This is a genomic window from Salinarimonas soli, from assembly GCF_008386575.1.
Lineage (GTDB): Bacteria > Pseudomonadota > Alphaproteobacteria > Rhizobiales > Beijerinckiaceae > Salinarimonas_A > Salinarimonas_A soli.
The window spans coordinates 30,013-46,775 of record NZ_VUOA01000026.1; the positions used below are offsets into that span (position 1 = coordinate 30,013).

Annotated in this window: 14 protein-coding genes; 10 read left to right on the top strand and 4 right to left on the bottom strand. The window is 71.5% G+C overall.

Annotation, left to right across the window (positions count from 1 at the left end; genetic code table 11):
• Positions 1 to 30 precede the first annotated feature (30 nt).
• Genes F0L46_RS14445 through F0L46_RS14455 form a run of 3 tightly spaced genes read right to left on the bottom strand, consistent with a single transcriptional unit; the run spans position 31 to position 3,814 of the window.
• Positions 31 to 2,268 carry a methyl-accepting chemotaxis protein gene (locus tag F0L46_RS14445; RefSeq protein ID WP_149818720.1) on the bottom strand — a complete coding sequence of 746 codons (2,238 nt, stop codon included), beginning with the start codon at positions 2,266 to 2,268 and terminating at the stop codon, positions 31 to 33.
• Positions 2,265 to 2,639 carry a response regulator gene (locus tag F0L46_RS14450; protein WP_149818722.1) on the bottom strand — a complete coding sequence of 125 codons (375 nt, stop codon included), beginning with the start codon at positions 2,637 to 2,639 and terminating at the stop codon, positions 2,265 to 2,267. Before F0L46_RS14450 ends, F0L46_RS14445 begins: the two co-directional genes overlap by 4 nt.
• Positions 2,636 to 3,814, bottom strand: a complete 1,179-nt coding sequence (locus tag F0L46_RS14455; protein WP_149818724.1) for a two-component system sensor histidine kinase NtrB — start codon at positions 3,812 to 3,814, stop codon at positions 2,636 to 2,638. Before F0L46_RS14455 ends, F0L46_RS14450 begins: the two co-directional genes overlap by 4 nt.
• Before the next feature lie 372 nt (positions 3,815 to 4,186).
• On the opposite strand from F0L46_RS14455, the gene F0L46_RS14460 reads away from it, so the two are divergent.
• From F0L46_RS14460 to F0L46_RS14500, 10 genes are all read left to right on the top strand, one after another.
• Complete coding sequence (locus F0L46_RS14460; protein WP_149818726.1) at positions 4,187 to 5,176, top strand: SPFH domain-containing protein; 990 nt, start codon at positions 4,187 to 4,189, stop codon at positions 5,174 to 5,176.
• Positions 5,177 to 5,183: 7 nt separating this feature from the next.
• A complete protein-coding gene (locus tag F0L46_RS14465; protein WP_149818728.1) occupies positions 5,184 to 5,633 on the top strand; it encodes an NfeD family protein in 450 nt (149 codons plus the stop codon).
• An 85-nt stretch (positions 5,634 to 5,718) separates the two neighbouring features.
• On the top strand, positions 5,719 to 6,501 hold the full coding sequence (locus F0L46_RS14470) for a (Fe-S)-binding protein (protein WP_149818730.1): 783 nt from the start codon (positions 5,719 to 5,721) through the stop codon (positions 6,499 to 6,501).
• A gap of 269 nt (positions 6,502 to 6,770) precedes the next feature.
• Positions 6,771 to 7,298, top strand: a complete 528-nt coding sequence (locus tag F0L46_RS14475) for a sigma-70 family RNA polymerase sigma factor (protein WP_149818732.1) — start codon at positions 6,771 to 6,773, stop codon at positions 7,296 to 7,298.
• 126 nt (positions 7,299 to 7,424) lie between these two features.
• Complete coding sequence (locus F0L46_RS26880; protein ID WP_240539997.1) at positions 7,425 to 9,473, top strand: DNA methyltransferase; 2,049 nt, start codon at positions 7,425 to 7,427, stop codon at positions 9,471 to 9,473.
• Positions 9,474 to 10,342: 869 nt separating this feature from the next.
• Complete coding sequence (locus F0L46_RS26885; RefSeq protein WP_240539998.1) at positions 10,343 to 10,849, top strand: hypothetical protein; 507 nt, start codon at positions 10,343 to 10,345, stop codon at positions 10,847 to 10,849.
• 283 nt (positions 10,850 to 11,132) lie between these two features.
• Entirely contained in the window at positions 11,133 to 12,701 is a 1,569-nt protein-coding gene (locus F0L46_RS14485) for a S10 family peptidase (RefSeq protein WP_149818734.1), read from the top strand.
• A gap of 19 nt (positions 12,702 to 12,720) precedes the next feature.
• Positions 12,721 to 13,089: a hypothetical protein gene (locus F0L46_RS14490; RefSeq protein WP_149818736.1), complete on the top strand. Its 369-nt coding sequence runs from the start codon at positions 12,721 to 12,723 to the stop codon at positions 13,087 to 13,089.
• A gap of 346 nt (positions 13,090 to 13,435) precedes the next feature.
• Entirely contained in the window at positions 13,436 to 15,418 is a 1,983-nt protein-coding gene (gene uvrC / locus F0L46_RS14495; protein WP_438646682.1) for an excinuclease ABC subunit UvrC, read from the top strand.
• A gap of 67 nt (positions 15,419 to 15,485) precedes the next feature.
• Positions 15,486 to 16,049, top strand: a complete 564-nt coding sequence (locus tag F0L46_RS14500) for a hypothetical protein (RefSeq protein ID WP_149818741.1) — start codon at positions 15,486 to 15,488, stop codon at positions 16,047 to 16,049.
• Between the two features lie 7 nt (positions 16,050 to 16,056).
• Here the strand turns inward: F0L46_RS14500 and F0L46_RS14505 are convergent, their stop codons facing one another.
• The gene (locus F0L46_RS14505) at positions 16,057 to 16,509 is read right to left on the bottom strand and encodes a DNA polymerase III subunit chi (RefSeq protein WP_149818743.1); all 453 of its coding nucleotides are present in this window, start codon (positions 16,507 to 16,509) and stop codon (positions 16,057 to 16,059) included.
• Between the last annotated feature and the right edge of the window lie 254 nt (positions 16,510 to 16,763).

The window sequence follows — 16,763 nt, forward strand, 5'->3', positions numbered from 1 at the left end:
GGAGCCGCTGGGCGGCGGCTCCGTACCCCCTTACGCCGCCGACAGGAAGCGTGACGCCCGGTCGAGGGCCTCGCGGGTGAGGGGGAGCTGGAGGACCGTGCCGCGGGCGCCGTGCTCCGCGATGCGGGCGCTGACGTCGCCGAGCCCCGGGAGGCGCAGGGTCACCCGCTCGCCGCGCTCGCCCGCGAGCCGCTCGGCGAGCTCGGCCATCGCGGCCGACATGCGCACCACCCGGACGGGCACCGTCGCGGACCCGGTCGCGACCTCGCCCGCGAGGTCCACGGTCCGGCGCGCGATCGCCTCGCGGGTGCCGCCGTCCGAGATCCCGTCGAGGAAGTTGCGCACCTCCTCGGAAAGCACGCCGGCCTCCAGGGAGAGCGACCGGGCCGCGGCCTGCACCTCCTCGGACACGGTCTTCGCGACGAGGCCGCTGTCGCGTACCCCCGACACCTCGCCGCGCACGGCATCGAGGTCGCCGCGCACCTCCTGGACCGCCCGGGCGATCTCGTCGGTGGCCACCGTCTGCTCCGTGGTGGCGGCGGCAACCGATTGCGACACGGCGTCGAGCTCGCCGACGAAGCCCGCGATGCGGCGGATCGCGTCGACGGCGCCGTCGGCCGAGCGGCTGATGGCGTCGATGGCGGCGGCGATCTCGTCGGTGGCGCGGGTGGTCTGGCCCGCGAGGGCCTTGACCTCGGTGGCGACGACCGCGAAGCCCCGGCCCGCCTCGCCGGCCCGCGCCGCCTCGATGGTGGCGTTGAGCGCGAGCAGGTTCGTCTGCTCCGAGATCGCGCGGATGAGCTGGACGATGTGCCCGACCTGGCCGACAGCGCTGGAGAGCGTATGGACCTGCCCCGCGGTGTCGCGGGCGGCCTCGCTCGCCTGGCGCGACATCTGGCTCGCGGTGTCGATCTGGCGCGCGATCTCGCCGATGGAGGCGGAGAGCTCCTGCGCGGCCGCCGCGACGGCCTGCGCGTTGTCGTAGGCCCGCACCGTGGTGCCCTGCACCCGGTCGGCCTGGGCGAGGTTGGCCTGCGCCGTCGCGCTCATCTGCTGCGAGGTGCCGGCCATGCCGCCGGACGCGCCCTCGATCTTGCGCAGCACGCCGTCGATGGAGCGGCCGAACATGGCCACGAGCTGGTCCACCTCGTCCTGCCGGTGGCGCTGGTCCTCGAAGGAGCGCACGCGCTCGGCCTCGAGCTTGCCCCGCTCGCGGGCATTGTCGAGGAACCGGCCCATGGCGGCCGCCATGGCGCCGATCTCGTCGCGCCGGCCCGTGTCGGGAACCGTCACGTCAAGATCGTTCGCGGCGAGCCGCCGCATGCTCGCCGTGATCCGGCGCACGGGCGCCGAGATGGCAAGATGCAGCCACACGCCGATGCCGAGCGCCGCCGCGAGCGCGATCGCGACGCCCGCGAGCAGGGCGCGGTCGACGCTCGCCTTCTCGTCGCGGATCGCATCCGCGCTCGCCGCCTCCAGGGTTCTGGCGGCGCCGAGCATGGCGCGCGAGGCCCCCTCGACGGCCGCCATGCGCGGCCCGAACAGGCGGTCCGTGGCGGCGCCCTCGGCCGCGATCAGGCTCTCCAGATCCACCAGCACCCGGGAGACGCGGGCGACGAGGCCCGCCGCCTCGCGTAGCGCCGGCACGCCCGCCAGCGCCGCCTCGGCACGGGCGATCTCGGCTCGCGCGCGGGTCAGGTCGGCGGCCTCGAAGCGCAGCAGATAGCGGTTGGCATAGTCGCGGGCGAGCAGCAGCGGCACCACGGCGGCGCCGGCCCCCGCCACCCCGCGCTCGTCGGCCGCCGAGAGAAGCCTGCGGGCCGCGGTCGCGGCATCGCGCAGCTCGCTCTCGACGACGTCGTTGCGGCGGTTGCGCTGGAGCGCGAACTCCTCGAACGAGGCGCGCAGCTCGCTCAACGCCGTGCGCGTCGCCTTGATGCCCTCGCCATAGGCGCCCTCGATGTGCCGCCCCGCCGCGTCGAGCTGAGCGCGGACCCTGGCATAGACGTCGAGCGTCGCGGCGTAGCGCGCCTGGGTGTTGCGGGCGGCATATTCCTTGGCGGCGCCCACGAATTCGTGGACGGCGACGCGCAGCTCCTCGGCCGCCTTCGTCTGCTGGACGGCGGTCTGGTAGCGCTCCAGGCTGCCCTCGATGCGCTCCAGCCCCCACCAGGCCTTGCCGCTCACGCCCCCGATGATGACGAGAAGGCAGCCCAGGCCGACGGCAAGCCGGCCGCCGACGCCGATGGCGCGAAACGGCGCCCTCACGGCCGGCCCGCCAGCGCGGCGACGGCGCCCACGAGCTCCTCCGCCTCGAAGGGCTTGCGCAAGGTGGCGTCGGCGAGGCCTTCCGCCATGCCGAGCGCCTCCTCCGCCCCCACGAGCGAGCCGCCGCCCGAGATCGCGAGCACCTTGGGCCGCGCGCCGCCGGGCCGCCTCAATCCCTCGATCACCTCGATGCCGTCGACCTGCGGCATGAGGAGGTCGGTGATCACGATGCCCGGCGCCTGGCCGCGGGCCAAGTCCAGGCCCTCGCGCCCGTCCCGGGCCTCGATCACCTCGTAGCCCTCGCGGCGCAGGATCGCCGCGATGGTGCGCCGGACGCCTGCGACGTCGTCGATGACGAGAACGCGATTCATGAAACCCCCTGGACGCTTTGATCCGGACCGCCCGCCGCGACGGGCACGTGAATGGTGATGCAGGTGCCCTGGCCGGGCCGGCTCTCGACGCCCGCGCTGCCGCCCCAGCTCGCCACGAGGCCGTGGACGACCGAGAGGCCGAGCCCCGTGCCCTCGCCGGGCGGCTTGGTGGTGAAGAACGGCTCGAAGATCCGCGCCCGCACGGCCTCGTCCATCCCTGGGCCGTTGTCGGCGACCGTCAGCCGAAGGGCGTCTCCATCACCGACGAGCCCCACCTCCACCTCGCCGTGGCCGCCCATGGCCTGGGCGGCGTTGAGGAGGAGGTTGGTGAGCACCTGGCGCAGCTGCGTTTCCTCGACCGCGACGAGCCCCAGCCGCGCCCCCGACGCGAGCGCGCCCGTCCGCCGGACCGAGACGCCCGGCGGGATGAGCCCCTGCGCGAAGCCGAGGGCCTGGGTCACGAGGGCCGTGGCCTCGCGGGGCTTCGCGGGCTTCTCCGAGCCGCGGCTGAAGGCGAGCACGTCGCGCACGATGCTGCGCGCCTGGCGGGCGTGGTCCTGGATGAGGGTGAGCCATTCCCGCTCGGCCTCGGCCTCCGCCGGGAGGGCGTCGGCGACGAGGGAGGGGAGGGCGAGCATGGGCTGGAGCAGGTTGTTGATCTCGTGGGCGACGCCGCCCGCGAGCCGGCCCAAGGCCTCGACACGCTGGCGCTGGCCGTCGCGCTCGGCGGCGATGCGCTCCTGCGTGACGTCGACCTGCTGGCCGAGGAAGGCCTCCAGCTGCCCGTCCGTGCCGAAGACGGGCAGGATGCTGAGCTCGTTCCAGAACGGCTTGCCGTCGCGGCGGTAGTTGAGGAGCGTGATCCGGATCGGCTCGGCCCGGGCGAGCGCCCCGCGCAACCGCTCCACGGCCTCGGGGTCGGTGTCGGGGCCCTGGAGGAAGCGGCAATTGCGGCCGAGCACCTCCTCGGCGCTGTAGCCCGTCGTCTCGCAGAAGGCCGGGTTCACGTAGAGGAGGGGGCGGCCGGGCTTCGTGGCGTCCGCGAGCGTCACGTTGACCGGCGACGTCTCGATCGCCGCCCGCAGAAGGCGTTCGAGCCCCGCAGCTGCCCCGAGGCGGAGCACCCCGCCGAAGCCGTCCCCGGCCTCCGCTGCCGCCCCAGCTCCCCTGCCCACGTTGCGTCTCCCGGAATGCCGCTGTCGTTCGCGATGGCGGGATCAAGCAAGCATAGGCGCTAAGGAAGCTTTAAAGCCGAGTAGTTCGGACGGTTTTCGTTAGACGCCGACGTATAGTCCACCTGGCAAGGTGACGTTGCGTCCACTTGTCTGCTTGCGTGCATCGCCGAAATCTGGCCGCCGGGGATCCGCGCCGCGATAATACATGTGGTTCGTGTGTTTTGACGGCCCGAGCCGCTCAGTGGGGAGCCGCGGGTCCCGGGCCTGCGTGCGGGCTCGAGCCTAGCGTCGCGCCGCTCTCATCGCGGCGGCGCGGATCTGCTATGCTTGATCCATCGAGCCGCGCCCAGCGGCCGCCGGGGGCCTGCCGTCATGCCGTTTTCGCTTGGGTTCGACGTCGTCGTCATCGGGCTGGCGATCCTCGCCGTGATCACGATCGCGCTCGGCGTGCGCACCATCCCTCAAGGGTACAACTACACCGTCGAGCGGTTCGGCAAGTATTCCCGCACCCTCGGGCCGGGCCTCGGGCTGATCATCCCCTACGTGGAGGGGATCGGGCAGAAGGTGAACGTGATGGAGCAGGTGCTCGACGTGCCGAGCCAGGAGGCCTTCACCCGGGACAACGCGGGCGTGACCATCGACGCGGTCGCCTTCTACCAGGTGCTCGACCCCGCGCTCGCCTCTTACGAGGTCACGAACCTGCAGCAGGCGCTCCTCACCCTCACCATGACGAACATCCGCACGGTGGTGGGCTCCATGGACCTCGACCAGCTCCTGTCCCACCGCGACGAGATCAACGACCGGCTCCTCAAGGTGATGGACGCCGCCGCCTCGCCCTGGGGCGCCAAGGTCACCCGCATCGAGATCAAGGACATCCTGCCCCCGGCCGATCTCGCGGGCGCCATGGCGCGGCAGATGAAGGCCGAGCGCGAGAAGCGGGCCGCCGTGCTGGAGGCGGAGGGGATGCGCCAGGCCGAGATCCTGCGCGCCGAGGGCCGCAAGCAATCCGCGATCCTGGAGGCGGAAGGGCGCAAGGAATCGGCGTTCCGCGACGCCGAGGCCCGCGAGCGCCAGGCGGAGGCCGAGGCCAAGGCCACCGCCATGGTGAGCGAGGCGATCGGGCGCGGGGACCTCGCGGCCGCGAACTTCCTCATCGCCGAGAAATATATCGAGGCGCTCGGCGCCCTCGCCACCGCTCCGAACCAGAAGGTGCTCATCGTGCCCATCGAGGCGGCGGGCCTCGCCGGGTCGCTCGGCGGCATCGCCGAGATCACGAAATCCGTCTTCGCGGCCGACGGCAGCGGGACGGGGCAGGCGGCCGGGCGACGCAGCGGCAGCCTGCCCCCGCCGGTCAAGGGGTGAGCGGGCCATGGTGGGCTATCTCTCCGATCTCGGCGCCTGGGCCTGGGTGATCGCCGGCATCGTCCTCCTGGGGCTGGAGCTCGCGATGCCGGGGGGCTTCCTGCTGTGGCTCGGCCTCGCGGCGCTCGCCACGGGGGCGGTGGCCTGGGCCACCCCGCTCTCGTGGCAGGCCGCCGTCATCCTCTTCGTGGTGCTCGCCCCCGCGATCCTGCTCGCCGGGCGCCGCCTCACCCGCGACCGCGCCGAGGAGACGGCCCGGGACGTGCCCCACCTCAACCGGCGCGCCAAGGCCCTCGTCGGCCGGGTCCTCACCCTGGAGGCGCCGATGGTCAACGGCGAGGGGCGGGTGCGGATGGACGATTCCTCCTGGCGCGTGATCGGCCCCGACCTGCCGGGGGGCGGGAGCGTGCGCGTGGTGCGGGTGGAGGGCGCGACGCTCGTGGTCGAGCCCGCCTGAGCCGGAGCCCGGACCATGCGCCGCTCTTGACCCCGGGGCCCGTCCAGTGATCATCGCGCCACAAGGATCCCAGGAAAGCGCGCCCATGCCCACCGCTCCCGCCGGCAAGCCCCGTGTCGGCCTCTTCGCCACCTGCCTCGTCGACCTCATGCGCCCCTCGGTGGGCTTTGCCGCCGCCAAGCTCCTGGAGGAGGCGGGCTGCGAGGTCGACGTGCCGGTCCAGACCTGCTGCGGCCAGCCGGCCTTCAATTCCGGCGACCGGTCGGCGGCGCGCGACCTCGCGATCCAGACCATCCGCGCCTTCGAGCCCTTCGACTACCTCGTGGCGCCGTCGGGCTCCTGCGCCGGGATGATCAAGGCGCATTACGTCGAGCTGTTCTCCGACGACCCGAACTGGCTGCCCAAGGCCAACGCGCTCGCCGCGCGCACCTACGAGCTCACGAGCTTCCTCGTCGACGTCCTAGGGGTGGAGCGGGTCGAGGCGCGCTACGACGGCTCGGTGACCTACCACGATTCCTGCTCGGGCCTGCGCGAGCTCGGCGTGCGGACCCAGCCCCGCAAGCTCCTGAAGAGCGTCCAGGGCCTGACCCTCATCGAGATGGCGGAGACCGACGTGTGCTGCGGCTTCGGCGGCACCTTCGCCGTGAAGTACGGCGACATCTCCGGCGCGATCGTCGGCAAGAAGGCCGAGAACATCGTGGCCTCCGGCGCCTCCACCGTGCTCGCGGGCGATCTTGGCTGCCTCATGAACATGGCCGGCAAGCTCTCCCGCGACGGGCAGCCCGTGGTGGCCCGCCACGTGGCCGAGGTGCTGGCCGGCATGACCGACGAGCCGCCCATCGGCATGCCCGCGACGAAGGCTTCCTGAGCCTCCGGAGCCGTCGCCCGGAGCGCCTAGGCGGAAATTCCCGCCGACAGGAACCCTTCGGCCAGCTAGGCGTTGTCTGCACAGTGCGCCCAGCGGCCGTCCGGTTCGCCCTTCGACCCGCGATCCCGCAAGTCCCGGCCTCCGCGCCGGGCCCTTCCTGCGCCACTCCGCCCGTCGGCAGGGTTTCCCTGCCTGGCGATCCGAGCCCGCTCGCTTCGGCCGAACGGTCGCGTCCGCTTGGCCCAAGCCGACTATGAGGATCCCGCCCGGTGATCGATCCGACACTTCGCGATTCGTTGCTCGCCGCCGTCCCCAGCCTCCGCGCCTTCGCCATCTCGCTTTGCGGGCGGGTCGACCGGGCGGACGACCTCGTCCAGGACACGCTCGTGCGGGCGCTCACGCATATCGATCGGTTCGAGAAGGGCACCAACCTCAACGCCTGGCTCTTCACCATCCTGCGCAACCTCTTCCTGTCCGAGTACCGCAAACGCCGCCGGGAGGTGGAGGACGTGGACGGGAGCTACGCCGCGAGCCTCACGAGCATCCCCGAGCAGGGCGCCCATCTCGACTTCGAGGACATGCGCCGGGCGTTGGCCAAGCTCCCCGACGACCAGCGCGAGGCCCTCATCCTCATCGCGGCGCAAGGCTTCTCCTACGAGGACGCCGCCATGATCTGCGGCACGGCGGTCGGCACCATGAAGAGCCGCGTCAACCGCGCCCGCCGTCGCCTCTCCGAGCAGCTCGGCCTCCAGGGCACCGCCGTGAAGGTGGAGCTCGTGATGGCGGCGCATGGGTGAGGGGCGAGCCGACAACCGGCTTTCCAGAATTCGCCTACTCCTGAGCGAGTCAGGTTGAAAATACACCGACAGCTTGCAATCGCCGATCCGCTCTGCTTCCCTCGCCGAAAAGGCGGGGGCGGCATCGTGGATCTGGACGCGTTCATCGCCCGCTGGACGGCGGGCGAGGGTGGAGCCGAGCGGGCGAACTACCAGCTCTTCCTCGCCGAGCTGTGCGATGTGCTCGACCTGCCCTGCCCCGATCCCGCCGAGGCCGGGCGCGAGCGCAACGATTACGTGTTCGAGCGTGCCGTGCGGCCTCGCGACGGCGATCCCGCGGCGGGCCTGAAGCGCATCGATCTCTACAAACGCGGCTGCTTCATCCTGGAAGCCAAGCAGTCCCGTCTGCCGGGGCACAAGAACGCGATCCCCGGCCAGCTCTCACTCCCCGTCGACGATCCCGCGACGCTCGGACGGCGCTCCATCGCCCGCGGCTGGGACGTGATGATGCAGAACGCACGTCGCCAGGCGGAGAACTACGTCTTCCTGCTCGATGCCGACCACCCGGCTCCGCCCTTCGTCATCGTCTGCGACGTGGGCCACGCCTTCGAGCTCTATGCCGACTTCACCGGCACCGGCCGCGCCTATGCGCAATATCCCGACCGCAAGGGCTTCCGGATCTATCTGGAGGACCTGCGCGATCCCGCAATCCGCGCGCTGTTCGGCACGATCTGGCGCGAGCCGCACAGTCTCGACCCGGCCCGGGTCTCGGCCCGCGTCACCCGCGAGATCGCCAAGCGGCTGGCCGACGTGAGCCGGTCACTGGAGGCGGTGCACCGGCCCGAGGACGTGGCCCATTTCCTCATGCGCTGCATCTTCACGATGTTCGCCGAGGACGTCGACCTGCTGCCGCGGGGCGAGTTCAAGCGGCTCTTGGAGGATTGCAGGGCCGCGCCCGACGCCTTCGCGCCCCTGCTCAAGGAATTGTGGGCCAAGATGGACGAGAAGAACCGCGACGACCGGTTCTTCTCCGCCTTCCGCACCCATCTGCGCCATTTCAACGGCAACCTGTTCAACGACGCCCGCGTGTTCGATCTCGGCCGCGAGGAGATCGGCGAGCTTCTGGAGGCGGCGAGGCATCGCTGGACGGAGGTCGACCCCGCCATCTTCGGCACCCTTCTGGAGCAGGCCCTCGACCGTGACGAGCGGCGCAAGCTCGGCGCCCATTACACGCCCCGCGCCTACGTCCAGCGCCTCGTCGAGGTCACCGTCATGGAGCCGCTTCGGGCCGATTGGCAGGCGGCGCTCGCCCGCGCCGAGAGCGCGAAGGAGGAGCGTGACGACAAGCGCGCCGTCGCGGCGGTGCGGGCCTTCCTGCACAAGCTGTGCACCACGCGGGTCCTGGATCCTGCATGCGGGACGGGAAATTTTCTCTACGTCGCCCTGGAGCTGATGAAGACGCTTGAGGGCGAGGTGCTGGAGACGCTGGCTCGCCTCGGCGAGACGGAATCCCTGGGCCTCGAGCGCGAGACGGTCGACCCGCACCAGTTCCTCGGCCTCGAGCTCAACCCCCGCGCCGCCGCGATCGCGGAGCTCGTGGTCTGGATCGGCTATCTCCAGCAGCATTACCGCACCCGCACCGGCCACCCCTCCGAGCCGATCTTGCGGGCGTTCCAGACCATCAATTTCGGGCAGCGCGCGGGCTACGACGCGGTGCTGACCTGGGACGGGTACCCGGTGCCGACCGTGGTGGAGCGGGACGGCAAGCGGGTGGACACCTACCCGAACCCGCGGCGGCCGGACTGGCCTGAGGCGGAGTTCATCGTGGGGAACCCGCCGTTCATCGGCGGCAAGGACCTGCGCTCGCGCATGCGGCCGGGCTACGCCGAGGCACTGTGGGCCGCCCACCGGCACATGAACGAGAGCGCCGACTTCGTCATGTATTGGTGGGACCGGGCGGCGGAGTTGCTGACCCGCAAGGGAACTGCGCTACGCCGGTTCGGCTTCGTCACCACGAACTCGATCAGCCAGGTGTTCCAGAGGCGCGTCATGGAGCGGCACATCTCCGTGAAGCCTCCCGTGAGCCTCGTCCTCGCCATCCCCGACCACCCGTGGACGAAGGCGACGCGGGACAGCGCGGCCGTGCGGATCGCGATGACGGTGGCAAGGCTGGCGTACACGATGGGCAGTTTATAGAGGTTGTCGCGGAGAGTGGTCTCGACACAGACCAACCAACAATCCAGACAATCGAACGGCGCGGGGTGATCAATGCGGACCTTTCGGTTGGTGTTGATGTAACCCGAGCAACGCTGCTCAAAGCGAACGCGGGAGTTGCTCATGATGGGGTGAAGCTGCATGGCAGCGGCTTCATTGTGACACCTTCCGAGGCTGTGCATCTCGGCTTGCATAGACGCCCTGGGCTACACAAGCAGGTCCGTCCGTACAGGAATGGTCGAGATCTTGCGGGTAGTCCGCGCGGCCTTTTTGTGATTGATCTATTTGGCTTAAGCGCTGACGAAGTAAGGCGCGATTTTCCAGAGGTATACGCGCACTTGTTGGAGAGCGTGCGACCTCAACGGGAGTTAAATAATCGTGTCTCTTATCGCGATTTTTGGTGGATTTTCGGGGAGCCTCGGCGTGATCTAAGGCCTGCGCTAGCCTCTCTGGAAAGATTCATCTGCACCGTCGACACGTCTCGTCACCGGATATTTCAGTTTGTGCCTGCGGAGTACATTCTCGATGACAAAGCGGTCGTAATTGCAAGTGAGAACGCAGACCTGCTTTCGCTGCTCAGTTCGCGCATACACACGACATGGTCCACCCGATCTGGGGGGTGGCTTGGGCAGGGAAATGACTCGGTTTACACCAAGTCCCGTACCTTCGACCCCTTCCCCTTTCCCGAGCCGTCGGCTCTCACCCAAGCCTGCCTCCGCGCCGCCGGCGAAGAGCTCGACGCCACCCGCAAGGGGGTCCAGGCCGAGCATCCCGACCTCACCCTCACGGGCCTCTACAACGTCCTGGAGCGGATCCGCGCCGGCACTCCGCTCACTGAGGCCGACGAGGACGTGAAGCGGCGCGGGCGGGTGCTGATCCTCCGCGAGCTCCACGACACCATCGACCGCCTCACGGCCGAGGCCTATGGCTGGCCAGCCGACCTCTCCGACGAGGCGATCCTGGAACGGCTCGTGGCGCTCAATGCCGAGCGGGCGCGGGAGGAGGCGGCAGGGCACGTGCGCTGGCTGCGCCCCGACTACCAGATCCCCCGTTTCGCCAAGGGCGCGGCGGCGAGGACGGGGCAGCTCGATCTGGGGGCCACGGTGGTGGCCATCGACCGGGGGCTTCCCGTCTTCCCCGCCGACCGGGACGAGCAGCCGCTCGCGGTCGAGGCGGCGCTGGCGAGGGCCGGGCAGCCCTTGGATGCGGCGGCCCTGGCGCGGGCCTTCCGGCAGGGCGCCGGGCGGGGCGGCAAGCGGATCGAGCCGCAGATCGTGCGGGCGCTGGACAAGCTCGCCCGCTACGGCCGCATCACGGCGCTCCCCGACGGGCGCTACGCGGCGCGGCGGGCGGCTTGAAGGTTTGGACTGCGACGATGGTTCCCACCCCCTCATGCTGAGGTGCCCTGCGGAGCAGGGCCTCGAAGCACGCACCACCTCTGCCACGGCGCTTGGGAGATCCCTGGAGCGCCCTTCGAGGCCCGCCTGCGGCGGGCACCTCAGGACGAGGTCGGAGAGTGGGAGAGTAGCCTCTCTCTCCCGCGGGCGATCACGGAGCAGGCGGGGGCCCTCGCGCGGCACCCCGTCACGGGAACCGGGCGGCGGCTTGGCTGATTGTCGCTCGACGTTTCCGGAGCCCCCCATGCGCCCTGTCCCCCGTCGTCCCTGGCTTCTCCTCGTGCTCGCCCTCGGGCTGGCGATGCCGGCCCTGGCGCAGCAGCCGGCGCCCGCGCCCGGCGGCGATGCGCCGGCGGCGGAGCGGCGGCAGGGGCGGCCGGCGGAGGCGGGGGCGCTGCCGGCGGAATCGGTCACCCGGCACCGGCTCCAGCTGCCGGGCCGCGAGCTCGCCTTCACGGCGGTCGCGGGGAGCCTGCCGCTCCTCGACAGGGCGGGCAAGGTCGAGGCCGATATCGGGTTCGTGGCCTATCTGCGCGAGGGCGAGGATCCCGCTCGCCGCCCCGTGACCTTCGCGGTCAATGGCGGCCCGGGCGCGGCCTCCGCCTATCTGCATCTGGGCGTGCTCGGCCCCTGGCGCCTGCCCCTCGACGGGCCGACCGTGCCGCCCTCGTCCTCGCCGGCCCTCGTGCCCAACGGCGAGACCTGGCTCGACTTCACGGATCTCGTGTTCATCGATCCCGTGGGCACCGGCTACAGCCTCACCCGCCCGGGCACCCCCGACGACCTGCGCAACCGGCTCCTCTCCGTCGAGGGGGACATCGACGCCCTCGCCACGATCGTGAGCCGCTGGCTCAAGGACAACGGCCGCCTCGCCTCGCCGAAGTTCTTCGTGGGCGAGAGCTATGGCGGGTTCCGCGGCCCGCTCCTCGCCGAGAAGCTCCAGACGGATCAGGGCGTGGGCTTCAGCGGCCTCGTGCTCCTCTCCCCCGTGCTCGATTTCGGCTGGCGCTCCCAGCCCTCCTGGAATCCCCTGCCGCAGGTGAGCCTGCTGCCCTCGGCGGCGGCCGCCGCCATGGAGCAGCGCGGGCCCGTCGACCGCAAGGCCCTGCGGGCCGTCGAGGCCTATGCCTCGGGGGAGTTCGTCACCGACCTCTTACGTGGCCAAACGGACCCGGCGGCGCTCGACCGGCTCGGCGCACGGGTGGCGGAGCTCACGGGCCTCGACCCGGCCCTGGCGCGCCGGCTCGGGGGGCGGCTCGACATGCGCACCCTGCAACGGGAGCTGCGCCGGGGCGAGGGCCTCGTCACGAGCGCCTACGACACGGGCGTCACGGCCTTCGATCCCGACCCGACCTCGCCTCAGGGGCGCTTCTCCGATCCCGTGCTGGAGGGCATGACGGCGCCGCTCACCAGCGCGATCGTCGACCACCTCTCCCGCACCCTGAAATGGGACGTGCCCGACCGGCGCTACCAGCTCCTCAACGGCGGGGTGAGCCGGGCGTGGCGCTGGGGCGGCGGCCGGAGCCAGCCCGAGTCCCTGAACGAGCTGCGCTCGGCGCTCGCCCTCGACCGGCGCATGCGCGCCCTCGTGGTGCACGGCTTCACCGATCTCGTGACGCCCTATTTCGAGAGCGAGCTCCTCCTGCGCCAGGTGCCCGATTACGGCGCCGAGGGCCGGGTGCGGCTGGAGGTCTATCCGGGCGGGCACATGTTCTATTCGCGCGACGGGTCGCGGCGCGCCTTCCGCGCGGACGCAGAGACCCTGTATAGGGAGGCGATCCGCGACCGGCCCGTCCCCGCCAACGCGCCATGATCCCCCGGAGCCCGCACCCTTGACCCCAGCCCGCCTGCTCGTCCCGCTCCTCGCCACGCTCGGCCTCGCCGCCTGCGCCGGCGCGCCCGAGCGCTCCGCCGTAGCCCTTGCGACGCCCGCCGCCCCGGCCACGCCTGCCCGCACCGTCGCCGGCCCGTTCCTCACCGCGACCGGCGAGTGCGACGGCCCGGTGCCGGCGGGTGCCAAGGCGATCGAGCCCGGGATCGGCGAATGCGAGCTCGTGCGCCTCAAGGGCAAGCCGCCCACCGACGTGCTGGTGGGCGAGAGCGGGCGAGGCGGCCGCGAGGTCCAGGTGCTCTACTCGGAGCCCGGCGGGCGCGAGCTCTATCTCTTCGTCGACAACCGCCTGGACCGGTTGGTGCGATAGGCTGCTCCCTGCCGCGCGGAGCGCGGCAACCTCTCCCCTGGTGGGAGAGAGCCTGCCCCGGACTTGATCCGGGGTCGGGCCGCAGGCCCGGGNNCCACCCTCACCCGATGCTTCGCATCGACCCCCCCCATCGAGGGGGAGGTTGGCGCCTGCGGCGCCGCAGCCGCAGCCCTCTCCCCGCCCGGCGGGGAGAGGAGGAACGCCGCATCATCTTCCCTCGCGGACTCACGATTCCCACATTGGTCCGATGAATCGCGAACCCAACAACGACGTGCCGCCCGACTTCCTCGAGGACATCGAGGACGACGAGCGCGAGGTCGAGCAGGGGCTCGGCTCCGACGTCGACATGCAGGCCGAGGCCGCGCCCGCCCGGGTGAAGCAGGGCGCGGAGGTGATCCGCCGCTTCTGGACGACCCTGCCGGCCTCGCCGGGCGTCTACCGCATGATCGATGCGGCGGGCGAGGTGCTCTATGTGGGCAAGGCCCGCAACCTCAAGAACCGGGTGGGATCGTATGCCCGCAACCAGGGCCACGGCAACCGCATCGCCCGCATGATCGCCGAGACGACGGCGATGGAGTTCGTCACCACGGCGACCGAGACGGAGGCGCTGCTGCTCGAGGCGAACCTCATCAAGCAGCTCAAGCCCCGCTACAACGTGCTCCTGCGGGACGACAAGTCGCTGCCCTACATCCTCGTGACCCGGGACGGGAAGGCCTCCCAGCTCACGAAGCATCGCGGCGCGCGCAACCGCAAGGGCGACTTCTTCGGCCCCTTCGCGAGCGTTTGGGCCGTGAACCGCACGCTGACCGCGCTCCAGCGCGCCTTCCTGCTGCGCACCTGCTCGGATTCGTATTTCGAGAACCGCTCGCGGCCCTGCCTGCTCTACCAGATCAAGCGCTGCGCCGGCCCGTGCACGGGGGAGGTGGGAGCCGCCGAGTACGAGGCCATGGCCGACGAGGCCCGCGCCTTCCTGATGGGCAAGTCCTCCGCCGTGAAGGAGCGCCTCGCCGCCGACATGCAGGCCGCCGCCGAGGATCTGGAGTTCGAGCGCGCGGCCCGCTACCGCGACCGCCTCGCCGCGCTCTCCGCCATCCAGTCGACGCAAGGGGTCAACACCCAGACCGTCGAGGAGGCGGACGTGTTCGCCATCGACGAGCAGGCGGGCGCCTTCTGCATCGAGGTGTTCTTCTTCCGCAACTGGCAGAACTGGGGCAACCGCGCCTACTTCCCGAAAGCGGACCGCTCGGTTCCGGTCGACGAGGTGCTCGCCGCCTTCATCGTCCAGTTCTACGCCGACAAGCCGGCGCCGCGCCTCGTCCTCCTCTCGCACACGATCGAGGAGCCGGACCTCGTCGCGGACGCCCTGTCGAGCCGCGTCGAGCACCGGGTCGAGGTGGTCACCCCGAAGCGGGGCGAGCGGCGGCAGGTGGTCGAGGGGGCGCTGCGCAACGCCCGCGAGGCGCTGGGCCGGCGCCTCGCCGACACCGCCTCGCAGCAGAAGCTCCTCGCCTCCGTGGGCCAGGCGCTCGGCCTGGAGCAGGCGCCGCGCCGCATCGAGGTCTACGACAACTCGCACATCATGGGCACGAACGCGGTCGGCGCCATGATCGTGGCGGGCGCCAACGGCTTCATGAAGCAGCACTACCGGCTGTTCAACATGGGGGCCGAGGAACTCAAGCCCGGCGACGATTACGGCATGATGCGCGAGATGCTGCGCCGCCGCTTCGCGCGGCTCGCCAAGGAGCAGCCGCGGGCGGCTGTTCCCGCCGGATCGGAGGACGACATTTCCCAGGATGGCGCGAGCCCCGATACGCTCCCTCGGGCTGCCGCGCTCCCGTCCGCCCCCGGAGAGGCGTTCGTCGACCCCGACGCCTTCCCGGCCTGGCCCGACCTCGTGCTCATCGACGGCGGCAAGGGGCAGCTGGAGGCGGCGCGCCAGGCCCTCGACGAGGTGGGCATCACGGGCGTGCCGCTCATCGGCATCGCCAAGGGGCGCGACCGGGACGCCGGGCGCGAGACGTTCTTCACCCCGGACCGCCCGCCCTTCAAGCTGCCGCCCCGGGACCCGGCGCTCTACTTCATCCAGCGGCTCCGCGACGAGGCCCACCGCTTCGCCATCGGGGCGCACCGGGCGAAGCGCAAGAAGGAGATGATCAAGAACCCGCTCGACGAGATCCCCGGCATCGGCCCCACCCGCAAGCGCGCGCTCCTGCACCATTTCGGCACCGTGAAGGCGATCAGCCGCGCGGCCCTGGAGGACCTGATGCGCACCCCGGGGGTGAACGCCGCGACCGCCAAGGCGGTGTACGACCACTTCCACGAGGGGTGAGCGAATTCGGCGGAACAAACCGCCCCGCCGGGCGCTGACTCTAGGCATCACGCCGTGGAGAGCAGCCATGAAGGCCCGTTCCGCCCTGACCCTCGCCGCCGGTCTCCTGGCCGGGATCGCGGCCGCGCCGGCCGGCGCGCAATGGGTGGATCCGCCGGCACCAGGAACCGCCTCGCAGGCCCCGCAGGCCACGAAACCACCGGAGGCGACGCCTGCGAAGCCGGTGGAGGCGGCCAAGCCGCAGCCCAAGCCCGTCGAGGCCGTAAAGGCGGAACCGACGCCGGAGCCCACGAAGTCTGCCGCGACGAAGCCCCATCCCGCGCCCGAGCAGGAGGCGAAGGCCGCCCCGGAGACCACGGGCTCCATCGAGACCAAGCCGCCGGCCGGGGCGAAGCCCGAGCGCCGCGCCGTGGCCAAGCGCGCCGTGAAACCCGCCGCGACGGCGAGCTCCACGGTCACGCGACCCACCCGCCTTGCGGCGAAGCCCGTCCGCCAGCGGGCGGCCGCGCGCACCACGCCGCGCCGGACCACGGCCGAGGATCTCGAGATGGTTCGGATCCGGACTTACGAGCTCCCCGACGGGCGCCAGATCGAGGTCGTGACGCGGATGGGCGCCCCCGACGCGGACTGACGGCGCCTCAAGCCTTGCGCTGCCAGCGGCCGCCCTCGTCCTGCTGCCAATAGGTGGCGGCGTGGCCCTGCGCCTTCACGGCGCGCCACTGGTCGCGGGCGAGCGCCAGGGCCTGCGGGTCGCCGCCGTCGAAGAGTAGGACGAGGCGCTGGTAGGCCGCCGCGTCCTCCGGCAGGGGCGCGCCGTCGACGAGGAAGCGCACCTGCGCCCCGTTGAGGTTCGCGCCCGCCACCGTGAGCACCACGGCCTGCTCGGGCGCGTCGGGCTCCCGGTCGGTGCAATGGGGCAGGAAGCTCTCGTCCGTGAAGGTCCAGAGATGGTCGTCGAGGGCCGAGACCCGCTCCGGGCTCGTCGCCTGCACGGCGATCCGCCAGCCCCTCTCCAGGGACTTCTGCAACAGGGTCGGGAGCACGGATTCGAGCGGCTGGCGCTGGAGATGATAGAACAGGATCTCGGTCATCGACCCTGATGTAGGCTTGCGGCGCGGAGGCGGGAAGGGCCGGCGTGGCTTTGAGCGGATGAGTTCCGGCCCTGACGTGGAGGCGGCGCTGTCGCGCCGCACCCCCCTCTCCATCTCTCCCCCGCAAGGGGGGAGAGGGATCATCGGCATCCCCCGCCCCGACCCCTGGAGGCCGGGCGAGACGGGCACGTCTGCCCCCCTCTCCCCCCTTGCGTGGGAGATGGCCCGTCAGGGGCAGAGGGAGGTCGGGCGGG

Excerpts from the sequence above, each read along its gene's own strand:
- F0L46_RS14450 (WP_149818722.1), bottom strand. The coding sequence starts at position 2,639 with ATGAATCGCGTTCTCGTCATCGACGACGTCGCAGGCGTCCGGCGCACC.
- F0L46_RS14460 (WP_149818726.1), top strand. The coding sequence starts at position 4,187 with ATGCCGTTTTCGCTTGGGTTCGACGTCGTCGTCATCGGGCTGGCGATC.
- F0L46_RS14465 (WP_149818728.1), top strand. The coding sequence starts at position 5,184 with ATGGTGGGCTATCTCTCCGATCTCGGCGCCTGGGCCTGGGTGATCGCC.
- F0L46_RS14470 (WP_149818730.1), top strand. The coding sequence starts at position 5,719 with ATGCCCACCGCTCCCGCCGGCAAGCCCCGTGTCGGCCTCTTCGCCACC.
- F0L46_RS14485 (WP_149818734.1), top strand. The coding sequence starts at position 11,133 with ATGCGCCCTGTCCCCCGTCGTCCCTGGCTTCTCCTCGTGCTCGCCCTC.
- uvrC (WP_438646682.1), top strand. The coding sequence starts at position 13,436 with ATGCAGGCCGAGGCCGCGCCCGCCCGGGTGAAGCAGGGCGCGGAGGTG.
- F0L46_RS14500 (WP_149818741.1), top strand. The coding sequence starts at position 15,486 with ATGAAGGCCCGTTCCGCCCTGACCCTCGCCGCCGGTCTCCTGGCCGGG.
- F0L46_RS14505 (WP_149818743.1), bottom strand. The coding sequence starts at position 16,509 with ATGACCGAGATCCTGTTCTATCATCTCCAGCGCCAGCCGCTCGAATCC.